Here is a 20768-nt window from a genome sequence, read left to right on the forward strand (position 1 = left end):
ACTGCATCCCACGGTACCGCGGCTAGACGTAGCCAGCTACGACCTGCAAAAGCTTGTAGGCGGTAGGCGCGTCGTTTTTGACCACCGCAAAGAAATCTTCCGCGCTGATGCGCAGGCATGTTAGATCGGTTGTTGCGCGCATATCGAGGGCCCGTGGCACGCCGCGAATTAAACCAAGTTCCCCCACGAGATCGCCCGGTGACGAAACAGTGACAATTTGGTTGTCGCCATCTTGTCGGGGGTCCAGCAACTCCGCAGTCCCTTCCAATATCAGAAATGCGCCAATCGACGGGTCGTCGCCTTGACGAAAGACGTAGTCGCCGGCAGCGGCATGATACCAGCGTGCCCCAAATGCAAGCAGTTGCAACTGTTTGCGCGCGAGACCTGAAAGCAATTCGGCACGTTGCAGCGCGCGCAGTTTCCGCGCCATATCTGCGCTGAACGTCTGATGTTTCTCCCCCTCCCCATCGCTGACCATGCCAGACAACCGCCCTTGCTGCATGAGGAAATGATGGTCGAATCTTTCGGGTAGCGCAATATCAGAGCCTAAACAGATGATTATGGTTTGGGGTAAAAGATTGCGGAGCTGAACGTGCAAGTTTTTGCTAATTTCCGCATCAAAACTCGCAAGCGGTTGGTCCAGTATCAAAACATCTGGCCGCTTGACAGTCGCCCGGCCCAGAGCGACCGTTTCGGAAAGCATTGCTGACAAATTCCTCCCCCCCAAGGTGACTGGGAGATAGAATAATTGTCCTAGAATAGCCCCCTGCAGCCCAGCAGAGCGCAGCCGTTTCCCGACGAGCGACAGGAGAGCTTTGGCGTTTACGCCATCTTTGATTTTGCCGAACAAGGCGTTCTCAAGAATGGAGAGCCCTTCAACCGGTGCATTTGTGCTCAGCGGTACAAATATGTCGTGGGTTGTTTCCTGTAGGGTGGCGGAATGTGCGCGACGCATTTGCATGACCCGCGTCATAATATCAGCAGGAAATGCCGGGCCGATTTTCTCCGCGGGGATTACCAGAGAAACAGCAAGCAACTGTGCTTTTTGACTTAGTGACAGAGGGGCGCCCCGGCGGTAGACGGGCAAGAGTTCCAGCGCCGCTCTAAAAGACGATGGTTGCAGGCCGAGCTTGCGAAACAAAGGGTGATCGGTTCCGTCTACTCCAAAGATTTTATCCAAGAGATCAACGATATCTGCGGCCAGCTGAAGTAGATCCTCCTCTAGGTCCAGCTTGTTCAAAAGCAACGCAAAGGATGGGTGGTCAATCAGGACCTGCGCTGTGACGGGGACCAACGGCATCGCAAAAATCAGGTTTTCTGCCACCGGCAATGCAGGGTTGTATGTCGTTTCGTCGAAAAAGGCGACCTGATCCGCCAGTCCGGCATCGCGCACTTCTGTGGCAATTTCCGCGCGCAGATCGGTGAGTTTGCGAGCAAGTTCGGGATGCCGCTTTGGGAGCAACTTTTGCTCAATGGCACGATCTAACAAGAAATCATTCAATCCGATACTGGTGATCAGTTCGATCCACCAATCTTGCAAGGCTTCGATGTCGGTTACTTTCGCGGCAGCAGCGTCAAGCCATGGCACATCCAGCGGATCGGTGCTGTTACCAGTGCGCTCACTCTCCACAATAACTGCCATATCAGTTGGCGGAACCTGTGGCCTGGTGAGCAGCGCCATATTGAAGTTGTCGCCCAACAGGCCCTCAAACAGGACGGGTGTAGTGCCGACGTAGCCGATCCGGCTAGCGATTGTTATTTGATGGAGCGCGCTGAGGTTCTGGCCCGCGATGTGCACCTGGCCGTGCGATGGCAGAAGTTCGCGTGTTAGTAACATCGACAAAGCGCGACGGTCTTGCTCGTCCGGCACGGTGATGGCGATAGAGCTGGCAGCTGGGAAAGTGGCATTCAGATCGTTTAGAACGGTTGCCCCTTCCGCATCTACTACGCTAACGCCACGCAATTCGATGTCACCAACCAACTGCGGATTGTCCAACGCTGCGCCCTCAAATAGTGATGTATCTATCATCTGCTCCGGCGCGAAACGCTCAACAATCGTTTCCCATCGCATCGCCATATCCTGCGATTGGTTGTAGTAGATTAGAAGCTCTCTCCAAGGGCTAGAGAGATCTTTGTACGCTGCCAGGGCGGCCACCAAAGCGCCCACCGTAATTTCGCCCCTAATCGCCAGAAAGCCGCCAATCGTATAGAAAAGGAATGGCGTGAGTTGACCGATGAAGTTGTTCACGAACTTCATGAAATACTTTTTTCGATAGATCTGGAAACGAATGTGATAGAGGCGCCCCAGACGGGCTGAAATCATCGCCAGACGGTGGCGCCAGCCGCGGTTCAGACGCAGTGTCAGGGCACCTGCCGCACTCTCCCCAATTTCGCTGGCGAGCGCGCGCACTTCAATGACGCGGGCCTTATTCAGCACATTGATCTGGCGCTGCATCCTTGGAATAATCCATGCCTGTAAAGGGATCATGGCGCAGGCGGCGATGCCAAAGGCAAAGCTCTGGACAAATAGAAAGCCCAAAATCGTGAGCATCTGCCCCGCCTGAAGGATAGGCTGGGAAACCGCGTTCCCCATGAGCCCGCCCATCGGTTCAACCTCCGATGTGACCATACTGACTAACTCACCCTGACTGGTGCGCTCAAAGTAGGGGGAAGGAAACCGCAAGATCCGCGCAATAAGCGTATAGCGCAGCCGCCGTAGCATGCGTTCGGAAAGCACACCGGTCATTGTGTTGATCCGCATTTTCATCGCGCCGTGGACCAGCACCGACGCTAAAAACAGGCCACACAACATCATTAAAAACGTGATCTGACCGAACTCAACGCCCTGAACCGTAACGGTTCCGCCCTCCGCACCGATGGCATCGTTAATAATGCGCTTGGGTAGTTCGAGGGTCAGATACAGCAAAGGAAAGAGGACCAGCGTTGCCGTAAGCAAGATTAGCTGTTCGCGCTTCGAGAACTTCCAGATGAAAGCAAAGAGTGAGCGTTCGATACTCTATCCTTCCTAAGAAGTTCTGAACAAGCGTAGGTTTCACTCTACGGCACCCCTCGTTGTATTCCAAGAAAATGCGCCAGCGTGCCTATGTCGGACACCCCTCAAGCCGAGCCGGCACTGTGCGGCAAAGCAAACGCTGCGGCGGATGCCGCAACAGCCTACTGCCTGCGCTCGCTGCATCGTTGACAGCACACCATCGACATAATCGGTCTGGTCTTGCATTGTGTTACAGCTGAGCCGCCATCTGGTTCATGATCAGCCTATCTGGGCTTTTAACCGGTCGTATCTAATCGAATTTCTGGATGGCGGAGCGAAGCCAATTACCCTTCTAAATGTTGACGATAATCTGCCGTAAGCATTAGGCTGGCGCTCTAACCATTGTCTCCCGCGTACGATAGTATTGGAATTAAGGATTCTGCTTAGCTCCAAGGGAATCAGACGATCCTTGCAAAAAAGGCCAAATTTTGAGCATAATGCTACTCAAAGCAGATAAGAAACGTCGCCCCTGCTTACCTTACAGCTTCGAAATTTATCGAGATTAATAGGATGTTCCCGGCTCACCTGAATGGGGAGCCGCATGACGTCTGGCTATCTCAAGGGCCGCGCTAGGCTGCCTAGCTCATTCGATACTGATTGACCTTAAATCTAACAAGGAGCTGAGGACATGACCGCTTCAACTTTGACTAATTTACTGTCGGGTCTGCTAATTTCTGTAGCCTCGCTGGTCGCTGCTGGGATAATCTGGGAGCCACCAGATAGACATTTCTTAGCTCAGTATTTCACCATCCCAAATTTGTCATTTCCAGATAGCAACGGGCAATGGGGGTGTAAATTTTACAATTCATGTGAAGATTGAGATTCATCGCGTTTGACCTGTAGGCTTGTACCAAAGGTCCGTGCCACAAACAGCCAAATCCCAACTCCCCAAACTTGCGGCTGGGAGGACCTGCGCTGCCAAGCCGGTCCTCAAGTCTGGCGGGCGCTATCTGCGCGAGTGGAACGGCGTAACCCATGTTGTGTTCCACGGCATTTGAATCCCAGATAGGCGCCCTTTGTTTACCTGATCGGGTGTTCGAAATTCCCTGCTATAAATAACAGGGAATTTTACGCTAAGGTCTTACGAACGCGGGCCTATCTCCCCTTGTGAACGCCGATCGCTCGTCCAAAATGAAAGGCGTTCCCTGTAAATTCCCTGTAAATGGAAAACGCGCGCTGCAAATCGAGTCCCGCAAGGCAAAGCGAACCGAGGCCGCGGGGCGACAGAGACAGGCTGGAAATCCGGGCGCAAAGGCGCGGCGACGGTGCGTCTCCGCATCGCAAATCGCAGCGCAAGCGCCGATAATTACGCACTAAATTCAGCTCGAATGCGAAGCACATAGGAGAGACTAGGGCAAGTGGCGGAGGAGGTGTCCGCATAACTCAACCGCCAATACGCTGATTATGTTAAATTTTTAACAATATCAAAAAAAGATACCACATTTTGCACCACGTAAGTAATGGCTTAGCCTATATCACTCCTTGATAAATTCTGCTTAGGCGTGGGCGTCGCTTGCTGCGAATTGAACCCTTGAAAGGCCCAAGGCTGCCTCCTGAGGTCAGAACCTTTGCTTCGATAGGGCTTTATCGCTTAGTAAAATGCTTTTGACATAAGCAGTTTTAAAAAACCTCCTTTAGCAACGTTTCAGCTTGTTCAAGAACGATCTGGGCAGCTTCTGTAGACAAATCAGGTGGATAGCCGTATTTTTTAAGTATCCGCTTTACAAGAATGCGCATCCGGGCCCGAGCACTTTCTTTCTTGTGCCAGTCAACGGTTGCATTCTTGCGAACCTGATCGAGTAATTCATGCGCGATCAGGCGCAACTGTTCGTTGCCCATGGCTTCAACGGCGCTTTCGTTTTTTGCCAGGGCGTCGTAAAAGGCCAACTCTTCATCAGACAAGCCTTCGGCTTCACCACGGGCCGCAGAAGCTTTCACGTCTTTGGCGAGGTCGATTAAGGTCTGGATCATCTCGACCGTGGAAATGGCGTTTGCGTGATAGCGGGCGACGGCTTCTTCGAGACGCTGACTGAAGGCGCGGCTTTCGACGATGTTTCGTTTGGCTTTGCTTTTGATCTCTCCGTTCAGGAGCTTCTTAAGCGCCTCCAGCGCAAGGTTCTTGCGCTCCATAGACTTAATTTCGAAAAGAAATTCATCGGACAGAATGGAAATGTCAGGTGTCTTAATGCCCGCGGCATGAAGGATGTCCACGATTTCCGCATCGGCAACCGCCTTGTTGACCAACTGCTCGATGGCAAATTGCTTCGCCCGCGAAGAGAGTTTGCCCCTGACCGAGGTTTTGGTCATCGCCGCTCGTACAGCCTGAAGGAAGCCGACCTCGTCCTTGACCTCCTTGGCCAAATCGCTGGACGACGCCAGGGCAAAGGCGCGTGACAGTTCCAGAGCTGCGTCCTGAAACCGCGAAAGCTCTTTCTTCTTGTCGACGTCGGACGGCTTATGGCGTGCGGCCTGAGCTTGCTGTCCTACGATCCAATCGACCGCATCACCGAGCGCCTGCAAGCGAGCCTGAGCTGCGCCATGAAGGCCTGCGCTGTAGTCATACCCAGTGAACATGTGGCGGACCACGTCGAGCTTTTCAGCCAGCAGCGCCACTGCTTGTTCCTCGTCGATACCGGTGCGTTCGCGGTCGGCGTCGGAATACTGTGACAAAGCATTCTTCAGGTTCTGGGCAATACCGATATAATCGACCACCAATCCGCCAGGCTTGTCCCGAAAGACGCGGTTGACCCGGGCGATGGCCTGCATCAGCCCATGTCCGCGCATGGGCTTGTCGACATACATTGTGTGCATGCAGGGGGCGTCGAAGCCGGTCAGCCACATGTCCCGAACGATGACTAGCTTCAGTGGGTCATCAGAGTCGCGCGCCCTTTTCGCAAGGCCATCACGCCGTTTCTTGTTTCCGATATGGTTTTGCCATTCGAGCGGGTCCGATGCTGAGCCCGTCATGACGATCTTGACCGCGCCATATGCGTCGTCGTCCGAATGCCAGTCTGGGCGAAGCGCGACAATCTCATTGTAGAGCGCCACGCAGATCCGGCGGCTCATACAGACCGCCATGGCTTTTCCACCAAGGGCAGAAGTCCGCGCGTCCAGGTGCTTTACAAGATCGGCTGCAACCAGTTTCAGCCGCTTTTCTGCACCAACCAGTGCCTCAACGGTGCTCCACTTGGCCTTGGTCTTCTCCTGTTCGGACTGCGTCTCGTCTTCCAGGATCGCCGCAATCTCGTCGTCGATCTTCGGCTTCTCATCTTCGTCCAGTTCAATACGGGCCAACCGGCTCTCATAGTAAATCGGCACCGTGGCCTTGTCTTCGACCGCCCGGGTAATGTCGTAAATGTCGACATAGTCGCCAAAAACCGCTGGGGTGTTTGCGTCCGCGGTCTCAATCGGCGTGCCGGTGAAACCGACAAACGAGGCATAGGGAAGCGCCTGACGCACGTAGTGTGCATAGCCGTATTTCCGCTCACCGGTCTTTGTGTTCACCTTTGCATCCAGCCCGTATTGGCTACGATGCGCCTCATCGGCGATTACGATCACGTTCCGACGGTCGGTCAAGGTCGGGAAATGCTCTTCGCCCTTCTCCGGGGTAAATTTTTGCATGGTCGTGAATATCACGCCGCCGGATTGCCGGGCCAGCAAATCGCGCAGCTCTTCCCGGCTTTCCGCGTGCTCGGGCGTCTGCCGGATCAGGTCCTTCGTCATGGCGAAGGTCTGGAAGAGCTGATCGTCCAGATCATTCCGGTCGGTTAGGACGATAAGCGTCGGATTCTCCATCGCCGAACTGCGCACCAGCAAACCCGCGAAGAACGCCATGAGCAACGACTTGCCAGACCCTTGGGTGTGCCAAATCACACCGATCCTGCGGTCGCCCTCCGGCTGGGTCGCTTCGATGGCGCTGGCCAATGCCTTTCGCGCGCCGAAAAACTGGTGATAGCCTGCGATGATCTTGAACGGACCCTCGCCCATATCGCCGAACACCGTGAAATCGCGTAGCAGCTCCAGAAACCGCCCCTTGTCGAACACGCCCTTTAGCAGCGTCGCCATTTCCTGCGGCCCCTCGGGTGTGAAATCCCCCGCCCCGCCGGTGACAGAGCGCCAAGGCATGAACCGCTCTTCATTCGCAGTCAGCGACCCGATCCGGGCTAGCAACCCGTCCGAACTGATCAGCACCGCGTTCGTGCGGAACAGGGATGGAATTTGCAGCTTGTAGGTCTGTAGCTGGGCGAAGGCATCCTCGATGGTGGCGGCCTCGCTGGCAGCGTTTTTCAGTTCGATCACCGCGACAGGCAGACCGTTCAAGAACACGACCACATCCGGGCGGCGATTGTGCTTGCCCTCGATCACGGTGAACTGGTTTGTCACCAGCCAGTCGTTGGCCTGCGGGTTCTCGAAATCGACTAGCCAGACCTTGTCGCCCCGGATCGTACCGTCATCCGCCTTGAACTCCACGTCCACGCCGTTGACCAGCAGCTTATGGATGCGCCGGTTCTCCTCGGTCAGGCTTTTCGAAGCAGCGCCGGTGATTTGGCGTAGCGCGTCCCGGCGGGCATCTTCGGGGATGCGGGGGTTCAGCCGCGCCACGGCCTCTTCCAGTCGCCCAATCAACAGTACCTCGCCATAGGACCCGCGCTCTGGGCCTGTGCCATCGGGCGAGATCACATCTGCCCCTAGATAGGGAATACCCTGATCCTGCAAAATGGCCAGCGCAGCTCGTTCGACGAGGTCTTCGTTAATCATTACTCAGCATCTCCACTCGCCGTCGCTTTGTAGAACTGAACCAACTCATCGACCACTTGATCGCGGAGGCTTTCGGAAAAGCCGAAGGCCGCAGCCAAACGACGTTGCCCGGTCTTGACCTTGGCGGTTTTGCTATCTGCAAGATACCACTCAAACGATTGATCTTTTTGAAAGCGCTCATAGAGGCGAGTGGCGAAGTCATCTTTGTCTTCGGGCGAGTAATCGTCGCCAAGAATCTGTCCAAGAACGGCCTTAACGGCCCCCAATGCGTCAGGTGCAGCCTCAATGACTTCTCTCGTCGTTGCCGACGAAGTTGAGCGGGTTGCCCGCTCGGCAGCTTTTTCACGCTCCGCTTTTTCTTCGCGCAGGATGCGTTCGAGCCAGTCGTTGCAATAAAGCGAGGCCCCTTGCGCGTCAGGGAACAAGGTGCCGTTGTGAATGTTCATCTTGCGAAGCGTGGCGAGGCAATCCATACGACCAGCGTTGGGAATATGAATCTTCTGGATGTACAGTTTCAGTTGATCTGACAGATTGTCCGTGACCGTATACTCAACGACGGATTCCTGTGAATCAGGGCTTTCGACAGTCGCCGTTTGAGTAACCGGTTCAGCGCTGACAACACCCTCTTCCTGCAGTGTATTGATGACGTAGCTGGCGAAATTGTCGTCGTCATCGGGAATCATGGTGAAAAGGCCCGCCTGATTAACCAGGCGGCTGTTGTTATGTCCCATCGGGTCACGGAAAAGGGTCTGATCGCCCAGCGCATTCCGTAGCGCCGACATGTTCACGCAATAAACAGCACGAGACGGGTTCTTCTCTGCATCATCGGCAGTGTTGAAGGCAAAGAACAGGGCTATGAAGGGCGATCGCGTCCAGTCCAACAGGGGCGTAAGCAAACCGTTGTGTTGGCCGATCGCCCATTTCTCGATCTCAGCATCATCGCCGTTAAAGGCGCTCAGGTCATATCCGCGACCGCGCATGGCGAGCTCGAATTGCGACAAGAGCTGCTGGCGCTTATCTGCGGGAATGCTGCCCCCGTCGAATTTGCGCCCGAGGGTCGAGGCAAGAGGCCAGTCGCCTCCGCGTTGCCCGCGATAGACCCATTCGCTGGCTGCGCGGTTGTGCTGAGGATCACGCATCGCCTCTAGGAACTTCTCCCAGCTCTCAACGCGGCAGGTTGGGATTAGCCCGTCGACTGCTGGATCGCCTTCTCGGAAGTCTGGCCAGATCGGCAACGACTCCAGCTTTGCGCGCAGTTCTTCGGGAGAGAGTTTCGCGTCACTCATCGCGGGCTTCCGTTTCCTCAATGATAGCAATGCCCTTGAGATTCAGACGGTCCATTTCTTCGTCCAAACGACCCTCTGTGTCGCTGCCTTCCCGCAGCAGCCCGACCCATTTTGGTGTGTTCTTGGTTGGCTCGAATGAAAAATCCAACTCGGCAAACGCAGACAGGTCCCGGTCGTCGTCACCGATGCTGTAGCTGTAAAGCTGCCGCAACCCATGCCCCACCAATGAAGGAAGCGATGAATCGGCAGGCCGATCACCCCAGCAGCAACCGCATACGAGGCAATGCCAAGGGATCATCGGAAACTGGCCAGGCTTGTTATCTCTGCCCCAGTCGGCCTTCTTGATAGCAAGGGCACTGGCGGCGCTGATCCCCCAGTCTGGCGAGAAAAAAGGAAAGCCGCAAAGGTTCCACCATGACAACTGTGTATGGGAAGAAAGCGCAGAATGTAGCTTCAATCCATCGGAATTGTAGAAGACGTAAAGCGGAACCATCTTGTTATGCGGGTCCAGTGGGTCTCGATAATTCAGAAGAGTTTCGCACTGGTTGGGCGTGGGACTCCCGGCCAACTCGCTGGCTTTCTGTTGGCTGTCGCTTCGATGGTAGAGCGATTTGTAGCGTGGATTGCCGTTTTCATTGAACAATCTCTTGGCCTGTATGCGCGCCCCGATGCCCTTCCAAGAGCCATTAGTGAACCAGAACGCCCAATCCGCGCCTGTTTTGCCTTCCTGGGGCTTGGTATATGCCTTGATGTCCAGCCCGCGCCCCTTGTGCTTGCGGGCAAGATTCAGGAGCAGATCTTCGGTCGTTGTTTCCTCGTTACGGGGCAGGTCAAAACCCTCGGCCTCGGACATGTCGCGCCAGACTTGATGGGCCTCTTGCCGGAACGAGCGGCAATAGTTGGGAAGCGTTTTCAAACCACACCCTCCGCGCCGGTCAGGCGGATTTCGCCGGACATGAGTTTGGGGAGGAGGAGGTCTCGGGTGGCGGCGAGGGTTTGGTTTTCTTGGCCGTTCGACTTGATCAGATCGAACATCGGCTCGATCAAACCCTCAAAGGCCGCAAACACATCCTCGCCCGCCCATGCAAAGTTCAAGTTTTCAAACGTCGCGCGGGTGATTGTCGAGAAGACGGAACCATGCGCCATTGCCTTAAGCCTTTCGACCATGCGTTCCGTCGCAAGATAGACGAAGACGTCCCCGGCGGGTCGAACGGCACGCAGAGCGTAGCAGGACTGGTTGAACGTCATTGGACGTGCGGCCATTGCGATGTTGCCGACTGTGCCGCGCGCCGAGATGATCGTTGTTCCGGCGTCGATCATCCGGACAGAGCTTTCGGCAACCCCGCGCTCGGTGATGGTCTTCTTGGTGTTCCAGACGAAGACGCCGCCCTTGGGCGGGGTGTCCACCACAGAGAACCACGGCACATTTCCGCCCCAATACTCGGGAACCTGGGTCTTCGGTGTGCCCCCTCCGATGATGTCCAGAAACCCGACGAAGGGGCGCTCTTCCCACCCCTTCGGCAGGCCGCTGTCTCCGAAGCTGTCGGGGAAGAGGGCTGCGAGGCGGCTGGCTTTTTCGGGGTCGGGGAGGAGGCCGCCGAGGATGGCGGCGGGGTCGGCTGCGCCTGCGGCCTTGCGGCGGGTGGGGCCGAAATCGACGAACCAATCCCGAAACACCGCCCGCGCCATCGCCTCCAACGTCTCATTCATCCGCCGGTTCAACTCGATCTTGTCGTCGAGGCCTTTCAGAAGCCCCCCAATTCGAATTTGTTCGGCCTCAGTTGGTAACTGAAACTCAAGATTTCTAACGTCATCTCGCCGCAGAAAACTACGAGCGCTCCCGCCAACCCAGGACAACGGAATTTTTGAAATCTCACGGAACAAATAGTGCAGGAATATCGGGTCAATCTTTCCCTTTTTCGCTCGGATGACCCACATATTCTGATTCAGGAGAGCAGGAAGGTCTCTTTGTCGAACATATCCAATCTTGCCGAGAGTCGCGGCGACCATAACGAAGAGAGTGTCATGTTCTGTCAAAGCAAAACGCTCAAAATTTCGTGCGTCTTCCTCGCTGATGAAGTTCGCGTTTTCTCGAGTTATTGAGTAGTCATCGTCAATGTTAACCGTTCGGAGTACAAATCTGCCATGTTCGGTATATTGAGAACTTTTGAAGGCAAATCCGCCTGAAAGATCAGCGACATCGTCCAAGGAGACCTCAGCCCAATCCGCAGGCACCCTCTGCCACTCTACAATCGCCCGGAACTCCGGCGACACGGCGTTCAGGTCGATCACGTCCACCTTCCATGGCAGGTCCGAGGCCTCGAACGCCTCTTCCAGATCGATCAGCACATCTGGCGGCACGGGTTCGGCACCTTCCAGTGCGATGTCCAGATCGGAAAAGGGTTTCGCCGTCCATGTCACGCGGCTGCCAAAGGCCCAGGCCAGCGTGCCCTTGGGCAGGTGGTCCTTCAGTATCCCCTGCACGATGGCCAGTTGTTCGGGGCTGATGTCGATCTTGCCCGTCATTCCGCGTTTCGCTCTTGCAGACGCGCCAGCAGCACCGCCGCCTCATCCCGAAAGGCGGGGATGCGTTCGAAGACCTCGTTCGCCTTTTTCTCGTTATAGGCATGGCTGGTCGCGTTGCGGGCATCGCGGAAGCGCCGCCATTCATCCCAGCCATTGGCCAGCAGCCCGCGTTCCGCGCCAGACCGGATCATGTCGGGAAAGCTCATCTGGTCGATCTCGGACGGGTTGGCCGACATCGCCTCCAACTGCCGTTTCAGCAGCTTGTGGGCCAGTTCGTAGGTGTATTCAAAACGCTGGATGCAGGCGTCCTTGACGAACTGGCTTTGGGTGCGGTCGAACTCCGCCAGCGCCTCGTCCAGCGAGGCAAGGGCTTTCTCAAACGATGACAGCTCCAGCTTCATTGCGGCCCTCCCGGGATGCGCCCAAGGGTTTGGCGGATCAGATCGGCCATGCGGGCGCTTTCCGTCAGTTGCGCGTCAAGCTGGGTGGCGAGGGTGGCGAATTTTTCCTCGAACGGGACGCCGTCGTCCTCCTCGTCCGCTGCGCCGACATAGCGGCCCGGGGTCAGGACGTAGTCATGCTTACGGATCGCGTCGAGCTTGGCGCTGGCGCAGAACCCCGGTTCGTCCTTGTAGGGCTGCTCAGGTGCCTTGTCCCGCCAGCGGTGGTAGGTGTCGGCGATCCTGTCGATTTCGGCATCGTCAAAGTCGCGGCGCACGCGGTCGACCATGTGCCCCATCTGGCGCGCGTCGATGAACAGCACCTCGCCCTTGCGGTCGCGGTGGCCATTGGCGGATTTGTCATTGGCTAAGATCCACAGGCAGGCGGGGATCTGGGTGGAATAGAAGAGTTGCCCCGGCAGGGCGACCATGCAATCGACCTTGTCCGCCTCGATCATGGCGCGGCGAATGTCGCCCTCGCCCGATTGCTGGGAGGACATGGAGCCATTGGCCAACACCACACCCGCCGTGCCCCGGGGAGCCAGATGGTGCAGAATATGTTGCAGCCAACCATAGTTGGCGTTGCCCTTGGGCGGAGTGCCGTATTTCCAGCGCCCGTCATCCGTCAGCCGCTCGCCGCCCCAGTCCGAGATATTGAAGGGCGGGTTGGCGAGGATGTAATCGGCGCGTAGGTCGGGCAGTTCATCGCGGATGAAGGAGCCTTCGTTGTTCCACTTGATCTCGGCGTCAATGCCTTGCACGGCGAGGTTCATCATCGCCAGCCGCCATGTAGTGTGGTTGATTTCCTGCCCGTAGACCGAAATGTCGTTGCGGCGGCCACCGTGGTCTTCGATGAAGTTCTCGGACTGAATAAACATGCCGCCCGAGCCGCAGCAGGGATCATATACGCGGCCCTTTTTCGGTTCCAGCATGGCGACCAGGGTTTTGACGACCGAACGGGGCGTGAAAAATTCGCCGCCGCGCTTGCCTTCGGAGGACGCAAAACCCGAGAGGAAGTACTCATAGACGCGGCCCAGCAGGTCGCGGGCCTCGGTCGCGTTGCCACGCATGTCAATCTTGGAGAAAAGGTCGATCAGGTCTCCCAACATCTCTTTGTTAAGCGTGGGGCGCGCGTAGTTCTTGGGCAAGACGCCTTTGAGCTTTTCGTTGGCCGGGACGCGCTCGATCGCTTCCATCGCGTCGTCGATGATCTTGCCGATGTTAGGATCACGCGCCTTGTTTCGAAGGTCGGACCAGCGGGCCTCTGTCGGAACCCAGAAGATGTTTTCGGCGAGGTATTCTTCGGGATCCTCCGGATCAGCGTACTCGTCTTCGGCCAGCTTAGCATGATAGCTTTCGAATGCCTCGGAGATGTATTTCAGAAAGACGAGGCCAAGGACGACGTGCTTGTATTCGGACGGCTCTAGGTTACCGCGCAGCCTATCCGCGGCCTTAAATAGCTCGGCCTCAAAGTCCAGATCGCTTTTTTTCGCACCCGCCACTATATACCCGCTTTGCTTGTAGATCTTCGTTCAACGCACCCTAGAATCTGCTGCCGTGAGTGGGAAGTCCAATCGTTAACAAAATCTTGTGCTTAGGCACGCTATTGCTTCAGTCTGCCTCTAGGAAGCCATTCTGGTGAGGCATCGAAAAATAGGCAATTGATGCAATTCGATATGCCGATCGTGTGCGTACGATTGAGTGAACTTCACCCAAATCAGATCTTCATTGCCACAAGTCCTTTAAGTTTACACTGTCCAAAAAGGTCTACCCTAGAGAGACGGCATGAATTACAGCTAGAAGTGTACATTTAGACTTGAATGCAGATTTATAGACAATATTCTATAAAGGTCTAGTATCATAGGAAACGATTATGTCTGTTGTTGGCTATCGTCGCGTCAGTACTCTAGAGCAAAATTTTGACAGGCAGGATTTGGGGCCAGTTGATAAGCTCTTTGAAGAAAAGCTATCTGGCAAAAGCGCTAAAGATCGCCCAGCGCTCAACTCCCTGCTGGAATGGGTGCGTGAGGGAGACACTGTCGTGGTGTATAGTATCGATCGATTGGCCAGGGACCTACGCGACCTACAATCAATCATACAGAAACTGAACGACAAAGGGGCATCGATCACTTTCAAAACTGAAGGGCTGACGTTCTCTGCGAAGTCGGATGATGCCTTTGCTACGCTTCAACTGCAGATGATGGGAGCGTTCGCTGAATTTGAGCGAAACATTATCCGTAAGCGCCAGGCGGAGGGGATCGCTAAAGCGAAAGCAAAGGGGCTTTATAAGGGTCGCCCAAAAGTTGTTGATGACGCAAAGGTCAAAGAATTGCGCCAATCGGGCATGGGTGCGACTGCAATTGCGAAGAAGCTTGGGATCGGGCGTGCCACGGTCTACAAGTGTTTGAGGTCTTAAAAGCGCAAACCCTGACTTTGTTTAGGGAGGTGGAAACTGTGTTACTAAATGGTGTTAAACTGTAGACCCCGATCCAAAGACAGGGCTCGGCCCATAGCTGCCGCCCATGTTTGATTCTTGATGCTGCGGTTGCAGCCCGCTTTGCAGACATTCGCCGCGCACATGCCAACCCCTTGTAAGAATTGGTCGGGCTGAGCGAGGAAATAGTGATTCGAGGCGAAGGTTGCGAAGGCATTCCCCGCAACTTTCATTCTGCTTGTCGTTGGTTATTCGACAGATTTGCCTGCCCGCTGGTTGGCGTAGGCATTGAGCATCATTTCCGTGTACTCAACAGTACTGAGGGTGTGCTCACCCAACCCTGGCCAAGCAAAGGGCAAGTCCCGTAAACAAAGTTCTTGCTCGACCCCTATTCCGAGAAGAGCCGCTACTGCCAGAGCGGACACTGGTTCCTTGTGCTCCGGCCAAAGGTCTTCATCAAAGGTGATCCAGACATCGTTGTCGTCGTGAACGTTGATGTCAGCAAAAAGGGCACCCAAACGCTCGCTTGCGTTTGAAGCGTCTTCTACAAGCGCGCTTCGGATCAACAGCGTTATCTTTTCGGGATCGAGCTCCAATTGTAGCCGTGTATCTGCAACATCAACCACCAAGCCAGGTCTCCCTTGAATGCCTATGTCCGCAAGTGGCTTGGTTCCAGAATCTCCATCTTCAAGCCACCCAGCATTCTCGTGGATAGCGAGGGGAGACGCGTCACAACTTGGGCAATGCCAAAGGCTCTTTGCAATCTGTTTGCCGGTCGTCGATGAGTCACAATGCAAGCAGTACCATTTATTCGACTCAGCACCGCTTATCGGATGACGAACGACACCTTCTTTGTTTGGCTTGGTAGACCGTCTCGGCCAATCTGATGCGATACCAGCACGAACCTGTTCCGCATGTTTGAGTGCAATTTTCAGCGCCTGTTGTTGAAATTGCGCATCGTAAACGGGAGCCTCTTGTTCAATTTGCTTGGCGATTTCAAGACGCGGTGCCCTATTTGGTGCTTCTGGCACATGAAGGTGCCAACCCGTCCCACACATATGAACATCGCCCAAAGATACCGAGATATCATATTCGTGTCCGTCGAGCCTGCCGTGTTGAACATCCTCTTCGAGCATCGAAGCTTCGATGTATGCCCCATGTTCAGGTCGGCCAGCCTCATTTCCAGGGAGCGTGTCTATGAGTAGGCTTTCTATACTCGACAGTTGCGTCTGCGTTGGGGTCCAACCTGTTCTGTGCGCCTTCGTGACGTCATTCCAATGTGGGAACCCTAGCCTCCCGGCAACAAAGTCGCGTGCTTCGTGTAGAGGAATCTGTTGCGCTCGTGCGTAGCGCTTTGACAGTTCTTTCAGCTTCTTCAGTAAATATGTCGGTTTCATGATCCATATCCGAACTGGATCCGAAAAGGTGCCCGCTGCTCATCGGACCCTGCCAATGGCATGGTATCCAAAAAAATCAAATTCGCGTTGCTTTGCTTCGCATGGCGGGCACACCGGCCTACGCGTTAGGCCAACCATACTATCCGATGACAATTGAAGAAGGTCAAGCGGCCCTAAGCGGCAATTAACGCGACCTTAAACGCTACAGAGCAGCGTCCTCAAACCAGCCATTCCTGCACGACGTAGCGATCTGGTGATTTCAAAGTTTGTCTTGGGAACGGCGCCCTTCCGATAGGTGATCGAGCAGACACGGAATTACTTGGTTTTCAGCTGAAGCGCTGCATATGCGTTTTTCAGTGGCTCTTCGAATTCCATGCTCGGCAGATTGATTATCAGCCTCGGACGAGACCCAGCCGGCGTGTCAGTTACTGTTCGACTCCCAAAAGCACCTATCGAAATCGACATACTGTATCATTGCCTCGGTCTGGCCCACGGGGACCAGACGGGAACAGCCTTCAAGCGCATCGATATCCTCAAAAACCGACACGACGCCCGTGGCCCCAGCCGTCGCGCCAATCACACAGAGGCTTTCTCCGGCAGGGACGTCCTGCACAAGGCGCTCGGCATCCGGGGCGTCAACGGCGAAGAGATACGACCGCCCGCTGTCATTGCGCACACAAAGGGTCTCAGCATCTCCTTGCGCAGCGTTGAGGCTAAGAGCGGGCAGCACTGCAAAGACGGATAGGGTCAGGGTCATTAGGCGCATGATGACACTCTGGCGATAGCCATGTCGCCCGTCAAACCCGAGTGTCGCCGATCTCCTCTCGAACGCATCAAGCTATCGTGATGCTGAAAGAAGTTGAACCTACGCTACGATAAAGGATCAGCATAGGGGAGAATTGACATGAAACGCCTTCAAAAATTCCTTGTCGGCCTCGGGGCCTTGGCCATGGGGGCCGGACTGGCACAGGCTCAGGATGCCACTTTTGGCACCGACACAGATGCAGATTACGCTGCCCGTCTCTGGGCTACGATGGAGGAGATGAATCTTGCCGGTGACGGTATGCTCCGCAGCTTTCCCTACGAGGGGGTCGCCCCGCATGGCATGATGCTCGAGACCTTTTATACCACGGCCAGCGTCGACGACCATTCGGGCGACCTTGTTATCAAGCGGAATTATGGTCCAGAAGGCGTGAGTGCCGATGAAGTGCTCAGCGATCCGGACAAGCACCTTGCTGCGGTCACGGTCATGTTCCGGCGCGAAGCCGGTTTTGACCCCGAGAATTCAGATTGGTTCTGGGTGAAATATCTACCCGATGGCACGTTGGACAAAAATTTGAAGGGCATGCGTCTCGCAGGCCGGGTAGCCAAGGGCATGGACGCGGGCTGCATCGCTTGTCACTCAGGTGCCGGAGACGACATGCTATTCACCACCGATCATCTACCAGGCAAATAGGCCGGACGGAGCCCCGTTCCCAAGTGGCGGAGCGGGGATGCTTGTTTTTCGCATGTCGAGATGACTGGTTTGACCGAATTACACCTGCATGGGTGGGTCGCAAAAACACATCTCAGCAAGAACTCGGTCTCATGATCCGTGATCTTGGCAATGCCACGTTTGAGATCGTATCCCAACACACCGTCGTCCGTGTATCCGCCGAAGCATGAACTGCACTGTATAGGTTTTTTTCGACTTGAACGTGTTCTGAGCCGCCCCAGCACGGCCACCTAAACTCACTGTCTGTGGTTATATGAATGTGGGCTTTCACAAATGGCTCGCTGCGGCCTCGCAAAAGCAGTGACCGCCCGCTTTCCGCCCTCCCTACCTGAGCGACGCGAGCGGACCGTAGCTGCCGTCTGGGTCTTAGAAACTTGCTGCGCAACAGCATGCAGAAAGCCGACATTCCACCGCGGGTGACGAACGTTTTAATCCTTCGGAATCCGTTCCGGGCAATCTTCGAGTGTTTGCCGCACCATCAAACCCCTCCATGCCCCACCTCTCGTATTACTTACGCAGATATTTAACCAGCGCCGCGATCACCAAAACCAAAAGCACGATAACCAGAAGCCAGCCGACCCCCATGCCAAACATCATGCCGCCGCCCATCATATCACCGTTCATCATCGCTTTTCTCCTTACTGAGCCCCTCCGAAACGAGGTTATACAGACTCAACCAACCTCCTCCGCTGGAAGGTTCCAACGTAGTTTCAACCGATAGCCCCCAGTAGCGGGAATGTTTCCAATAGCCACCAAGAAAAGGCGCTAAGCTGACCCGTCATCATCCCGATTCCCATGAGGACCATGACCGCGCCCGCCACTTGATGCAGACGCCGCCCGACCGCACCAATTGCTCGCAAGCGTGCTGCAACCTGATCGGTAAAAGCAGACACTATCAGAAACGGCACGCCAAGACCTGCCGAATAGATCCCCAACAGCGAGACGCCTTCTGATATCGTGGCGCTTGCCGCGCTGGCCGTCAGGATCGCACCGAGGATCGGTCCGATACAGGGGGTCCAACCAAAGCCGAAGGCCCCTCTGATAAGCGCCAGATCGCACCGAAGTAAGCCGCAGACGGCACGACGAGCCATTGCAACATCGGTGTCAGTCCTGCGTCGATGAGCGGGATGACTGGCATGATCTCGCGGTAGGCCCAAGCTTCGCGGACCTCAATATTGAGCCATTCGCTAAAAATCGTGTATCCAAACCCGATCGCTATCATCGCGGTGAATACGGGATAGACCCGCGCCCGTCGCCATGCGCCTGTGCTAAAGATGAACAACGCAAGCAGAAGGCTGCTCATGGCGATTAGCAGATCGCCTCCGGTGCAATGGACCACGGCAAAGATGATCTCGCCCCATGTCCCCTCATCCCAGATTGTATAGAGCGGAATATGGGCAACCTCCCAAAGAAGGTGCCCCAGCAGCGTTAGCAAGGGAAAACGGCGCAGGGCGGTGAGCCAGTGCGGCCTGACCAGACTTTGGCTTGTCATTGAAACCACCCCGTTATGCGTTGCCAAAAACCGGGTTCGGCATGGGGCCGCTGGTGCGTCAGCCCGTTGATGTAAAGCACGAGGTTTATCGGCTCAAAGTCTGACCCGTGGAATATGCCAACCTGCGCGCCCTCACGGTTGAGCAAATGCACCATCGGGGCTCTATCTTTCCGAGCGCTCACAGAGGCGAAGGCATTCACCGTGTCACCAAGGCGATCAACGTCGGACAGTTGCGCAGCCGTCCAGTTCTGCTCGGCCGGGACCGCAGGTGCCTTATCGCGCAGGGTGACAAAGACGACCATTTCGCGCATGGCACTGGCATTTAGCGCGGCAAGCGTTTTGCTGAGTTGTTCCTGCTGCGCGTCACAGGGGCTGCCGCAAGCATCAGGAGCAAAACTAAGCACCGTGATCTTGCCCCTCATTGCGTCCAGAGAGCCCGTGTCGCCATCTGGTGCCGTCCATTTCACCTCTGGCACCTCTCGCGCCGCAATGGGTTCAAACGCGGCCTCTTTACCCACCATCGCTTGGTTCAGGTTCTCCCCTGGGTGGTCCGCAAAGGCAGGCGTCACGGTGAACAGCATCGCGGCGCAAATGCGCGCAGCCCGCAACCCGAAGCGGGGTGGTAACAGTAAATTCTGTGTCAATGGTTTCTCTTCTCTTTCGCGATGCGCATAGAAATTTGTTCAGCCATTTCTTCGACCGGCTGCGCGCTTTCGAGAAAGACAGCATCAAACCGACCGTCAGGGGCCATCAGGTAAATGTGACCCGCATGGGCCATCATGTAGCCGTCCGGCGCGGTCTCGTTCGAGAGTTTCTCATGGTAGACCTTGAAGGCATCCGCTGCCGCGGCAACCTGCGCTGTGCTGCCCGTCAACCCGATCAATTGCGGATGGAAATTTGCAACATAGTCCTTGAGAACCTCAGGTGTGTCGCGCTCTGGGTCCACGGTCACAAACAGCGGGGCGACCTGATCTGCTTCAGATCCAAGCTTGTCCAGCACGCTACCCATATAGGCCAGAGTGGTTGGGCAGATGTCGGGGCAATGGGTGAAGCCGAAGAATACAAGCTGCCAACGACCTTTGTAATCGTCCTGCGTGACGGTCTGGCCGTCGTGGTTGATCAACGTGAACTCGGAACGAATATCTGCGTCGCCGCGATAGACGACCTGATGCGAAGGGATATGGCCGGGGCGCATCATGGCGAAACCTGCAAGGACAACGGCGGCGGCAATCGCGGCGGTCCAAAGGGCCACGCGAAGCCGACGGTGGGTCGGGGTGATCTTTGTCATAGTCTGTCTTTCAATGGGGTGATCCGCCCGCCCTTTGGACGGGCGAACCAAGAGCGTCAGCCTTTTTGATCTTCGGGATGATGTGTTTCCATATGCTCGTTCATGGACTGCATCATCTTGTTGCAGTTCTCCATCATCGGCCCCATCTCAGCCATCATCTTCATCATGGGCATCATACCTTCCATGCCCTCCATGCCCTTCATGTCAGCCATGTCGCCTCTCATATGCTGGCTGTCGGTCATTGGCATATCGCCCGCCTCGGATTTTGCCTCCTGCGCCTGCGCGAGAGAGGCGGCAAACATAAAGCCTGTCAGGGCTGTGGTGGTAAGTTTCACTGTATAAGTCATGTCAGTTCCTTTTGATTGAGGTTCAGTCTGTCGAGGTGTCCGGTTTTGTCACCGGATCGTTTTTGGCGCAGCTTGAGCCGCCGCGCATGCACAGCCCCAAGGCGCACATGGCGGCACAAGGGGCGAGGCTAAGAAGCAAGGGCGCAGCCCCCATGGCAGACAGCCACTCCCAATTCAGCGCGGCACCGCCGCCGATGGCGGCAAAGCCCGTCAGCATGAGGGTTTGTCGCCGCGCGGGCATAGGGATCGCAAA

At 55.7% G+C, this 20768-nt stretch carries 16 protein-coding genes and 1 pseudogene; 2 read left to right on the forward strand and 15 right to left on the reverse strand.

Annotated elements, in window-relative coordinates; genetic code table 11:
• Positions 1-22: 22 nt before the first annotated feature.
• The 7 genes from K3759_RS10010 to K3759_RS10040 all read right to left on the reverse strand — a co-directional run bounded on the left by K3759_RS10010 (position 23) and on the right by K3759_RS10040 (position 13564).
• Complete coding sequence (locus K3759_RS10010; RefSeq protein ID WP_259981516.1) at positions 23-2956, reverse strand: ABC transporter transmembrane domain-containing protein; 2934 nt, start codon at positions 2954-2956, stop codon at positions 23-25.
• A gap of 1716 nt (positions 2957-4672) precedes the next feature.
• A complete protein-coding gene (locus K3759_RS10015) occupies positions 4673-7810 on the reverse strand; it encodes a type I restriction endonuclease subunit R (protein WP_259981517.1) in 3138 nt (1045 codons plus the stop codon).
• Positions 7810-9096 (reverse strand): FRG domain-containing protein, encoded by a 1287-nt coding sequence (locus K3759_RS10020; RefSeq protein ID WP_259981519.1) that lies wholly within the window; start codon positions 9094-9096, stop codon positions 7810-7812. The genes K3759_RS10015 and K3759_RS10020 overlap by 1 nt, the downstream gene beginning before the upstream one ends.
• Complete coding sequence (locus K3759_RS10025; RefSeq protein WP_259981521.1) at positions 9089-10012, reverse strand: DUF6615 family protein; 924 nt, start codon at positions 10010-10012, stop codon at positions 9089-9091. Before K3759_RS10025 ends, K3759_RS10020 begins: the two co-directional genes overlap by 8 nt.
• Entirely contained in the window at positions 10009-11622 is a 1614-nt protein-coding gene (locus K3759_RS10030) for a restriction endonuclease subunit S (protein ID WP_259981523.1), read from the reverse strand. The genes K3759_RS10025 and K3759_RS10030 overlap by 4 nt, the downstream gene beginning before the upstream one ends.
• On the reverse strand, positions 11619-12023 hold the full coding sequence (locus K3759_RS10035) for a nucleotidyltransferase substrate binding protein (RefSeq protein WP_259981526.1): 405 nt from the start codon (positions 12021-12023) through the stop codon (positions 11619-11621). The genes K3759_RS10030 and K3759_RS10035 overlap by 4 nt, the downstream gene beginning before the upstream one ends.
• Positions 12020-13564: a class I SAM-dependent DNA methyltransferase gene (locus K3759_RS10040; RefSeq protein ID WP_259981528.1), complete on the reverse strand. Its 1545-nt coding sequence runs from the start codon at positions 13562-13564 to the stop codon at positions 12020-12022. The genes K3759_RS10035 and K3759_RS10040 overlap by 4 nt, the downstream gene beginning before the upstream one ends.
• Before the next feature lie 371 nt (positions 13565-13935).
• On the opposite strand from K3759_RS10040, the gene K3759_RS10045 reads away from it, so the two are divergent.
• Positions 13936-14478: a recombinase family protein gene (locus K3759_RS10045; RefSeq protein WP_259981530.1), complete on the forward strand. Its 543-nt coding sequence runs from the start codon at positions 13936-13938 to the stop codon at positions 14476-14478.
• Between the two features lie 266 nt (positions 14479-14744).
• Here K3759_RS10045 and K3759_RS10050 read toward each other — a convergent pair whose 3' ends face one another.
• Both K3759_RS10050 and K3759_RS10055 read right to left on the reverse strand, forming a co-directional pair.
• A complete protein-coding gene (locus K3759_RS10050) occupies positions 14745-15893 on the reverse strand; it encodes a hypothetical protein (protein ID WP_259981532.1) in 1149 nt (382 codons plus the stop codon).
• 421 nt (positions 15894-16314) lie between these two features.
• Complete coding sequence (locus K3759_RS10055; protein WP_259981534.1) at positions 16315-16659, reverse strand: hypothetical protein; 345 nt, start codon at positions 16657-16659, stop codon at positions 16315-16317.
• Between the two features lie 138 nt (positions 16660-16797).
• Between K3759_RS10055 and K3759_RS10060 the strand changes: the two genes are divergently transcribed.
• A complete protein-coding gene (locus K3759_RS10060) occupies positions 16798-17349 on the forward strand; it encodes a hypothetical protein (protein WP_259981536.1) in 552 nt (183 codons plus the stop codon).
• A 749-nt stretch (positions 17350-18098) separates the two neighbouring features.
• On the opposite strand, the pseudogene K3759_RS10065 reads toward K3759_RS10060, so the two are convergent.
• The 6 genes and pseudogenes from K3759_RS10065 to K3759_RS10090 form a co-directional block, all read right to left on the reverse strand.
• A pseudogene (locus tag K3759_RS10065) lies at positions 18099-18422 on the reverse strand (cytochrome c biogenesis CcdA family protein); the annotation flags it as partial.
• Positions 18368-18880 carry a hypothetical protein gene (locus K3759_RS10070; RefSeq protein ID WP_259981538.1) on the reverse strand — a complete coding sequence of 171 codons (513 nt, stop codon included), beginning with the start codon at positions 18878-18880 and terminating at the stop codon, positions 18368-18370. The pseudogene K3759_RS10065 and the gene K3759_RS10070, both read right to left, overlap by 55 nt.
• Positions 18877-19524 carry a hypothetical protein gene (locus K3759_RS10075; protein WP_259981541.1) on the reverse strand — a complete coding sequence of 216 codons (648 nt, stop codon included), beginning with the start codon at positions 19522-19524 and terminating at the stop codon, positions 18877-18879. The genes K3759_RS10070 and K3759_RS10075 overlap by 4 nt, the downstream gene beginning before the upstream one ends.
• Positions 19521-20168: an SCO family protein gene (locus K3759_RS10080; protein ID WP_259981544.1), complete on the reverse strand. Its 648-nt coding sequence runs from the start codon at positions 20166-20168 to the stop codon at positions 19521-19523. The genes K3759_RS10075 and K3759_RS10080 overlap by 4 nt, the downstream gene beginning before the upstream one ends.
• A gap of 56 nt (positions 20169-20224) precedes the next feature.
• A complete protein-coding gene (locus tag K3759_RS10085) occupies positions 20225-20515 on the reverse strand; it encodes a hypothetical protein (RefSeq protein ID WP_259981545.1) in 291 nt (96 codons plus the stop codon).
• A 22-nt stretch (positions 20516-20537) separates the two neighbouring features.
• Positions 20538-20756 (reverse strand): hypothetical protein, encoded by a 219-nt coding sequence (locus K3759_RS10090; RefSeq protein ID WP_259981547.1) that lies wholly within the window; start codon positions 20754-20756, stop codon positions 20538-20540.
• Between the last annotated feature and the right edge of the window lie 12 nt (positions 20757-20768).

Source organism: Sulfitobacter sp. W027, from assembly GCF_025143985.1.
Taxonomy (GTDB): Bacteria; Pseudomonadota; Alphaproteobacteria; order Rhodobacterales; family Rhodobacteraceae; genus Sulfitobacter.

Coding starts and splice junctions, on each gene's coding strand:
- K3759_RS10015 (WP_259981517.1), bottom strand. CDS start 7,810: ATGATTAACGAAGACCTCGTCGAACGAGCTGCGCTGGCCATTTTGCAG.
- K3759_RS10020 (WP_259981519.1), bottom strand. CDS start 9,096: ATGAGTGACGCGAAACTCTCTCCCGAAGAACTGCGCGCAAAGCTGGAG.
- K3759_RS10030 (WP_259981523.1), bottom strand. CDS start 11,622: ATGACGGGCAAGATCGACATCAGCCCCGAACAACTGGCCATCGTGCAG.
- K3759_RS10035 (WP_259981526.1), bottom strand. CDS start 12,023: ATGAAGCTGGAGCTGTCATCGTTTGAGAAAGCCCTTGCCTCGCTGGAC.
- K3759_RS10045 (WP_259981530.1), top strand. CDS start 13,936: ATGTCTGTTGTTGGCTATCGTCGCGTCAGTACTCTAGAGCAAAATTTT.
- K3759_RS10050 (WP_259981532.1), bottom strand. CDS start 15,893: ATGAAACCGACATATTTACTGAAGAAGCTGAAAGAACTGTCAAAGCGC.
- K3759_RS10055 (WP_259981534.1), bottom strand. CDS start 16,659: ATGCGCCTAATGACCCTGACCCTATCCGTCTTTGCAGTGCTGCCCGCT.
- K3759_RS10060 (WP_259981536.1), top strand. CDS start 16,798: ATGAAACGCCTTCAAAAATTCCTTGTCGGCCTCGGGGCCTTGGCCATG.
- K3759_RS10070 (WP_259981538.1), bottom strand. CDS start 18,880: ATGACAAGCCAAAGTCTGGTCAGGCCGCACTGGCTCACCGCCCTGCGC.
- K3759_RS10080 (WP_259981544.1), bottom strand. CDS start 20,168: ATGACAAAGATCACCCCGACCCACCGTCGGCTTCGCGTGGCCCTTTGG.
- K3759_RS10085 (WP_259981545.1), bottom strand. CDS start 20,515: ATGACTTATACAGTGAAACTTACCACCACAGCCCTGACAGGCTTTATG.
- K3759_RS10090 (WP_259981547.1), bottom strand. CDS start 20,756: ATGCCCGCGCGGCGACAAACCCTCATGCTGACGGGCTTTGCCGCCATC.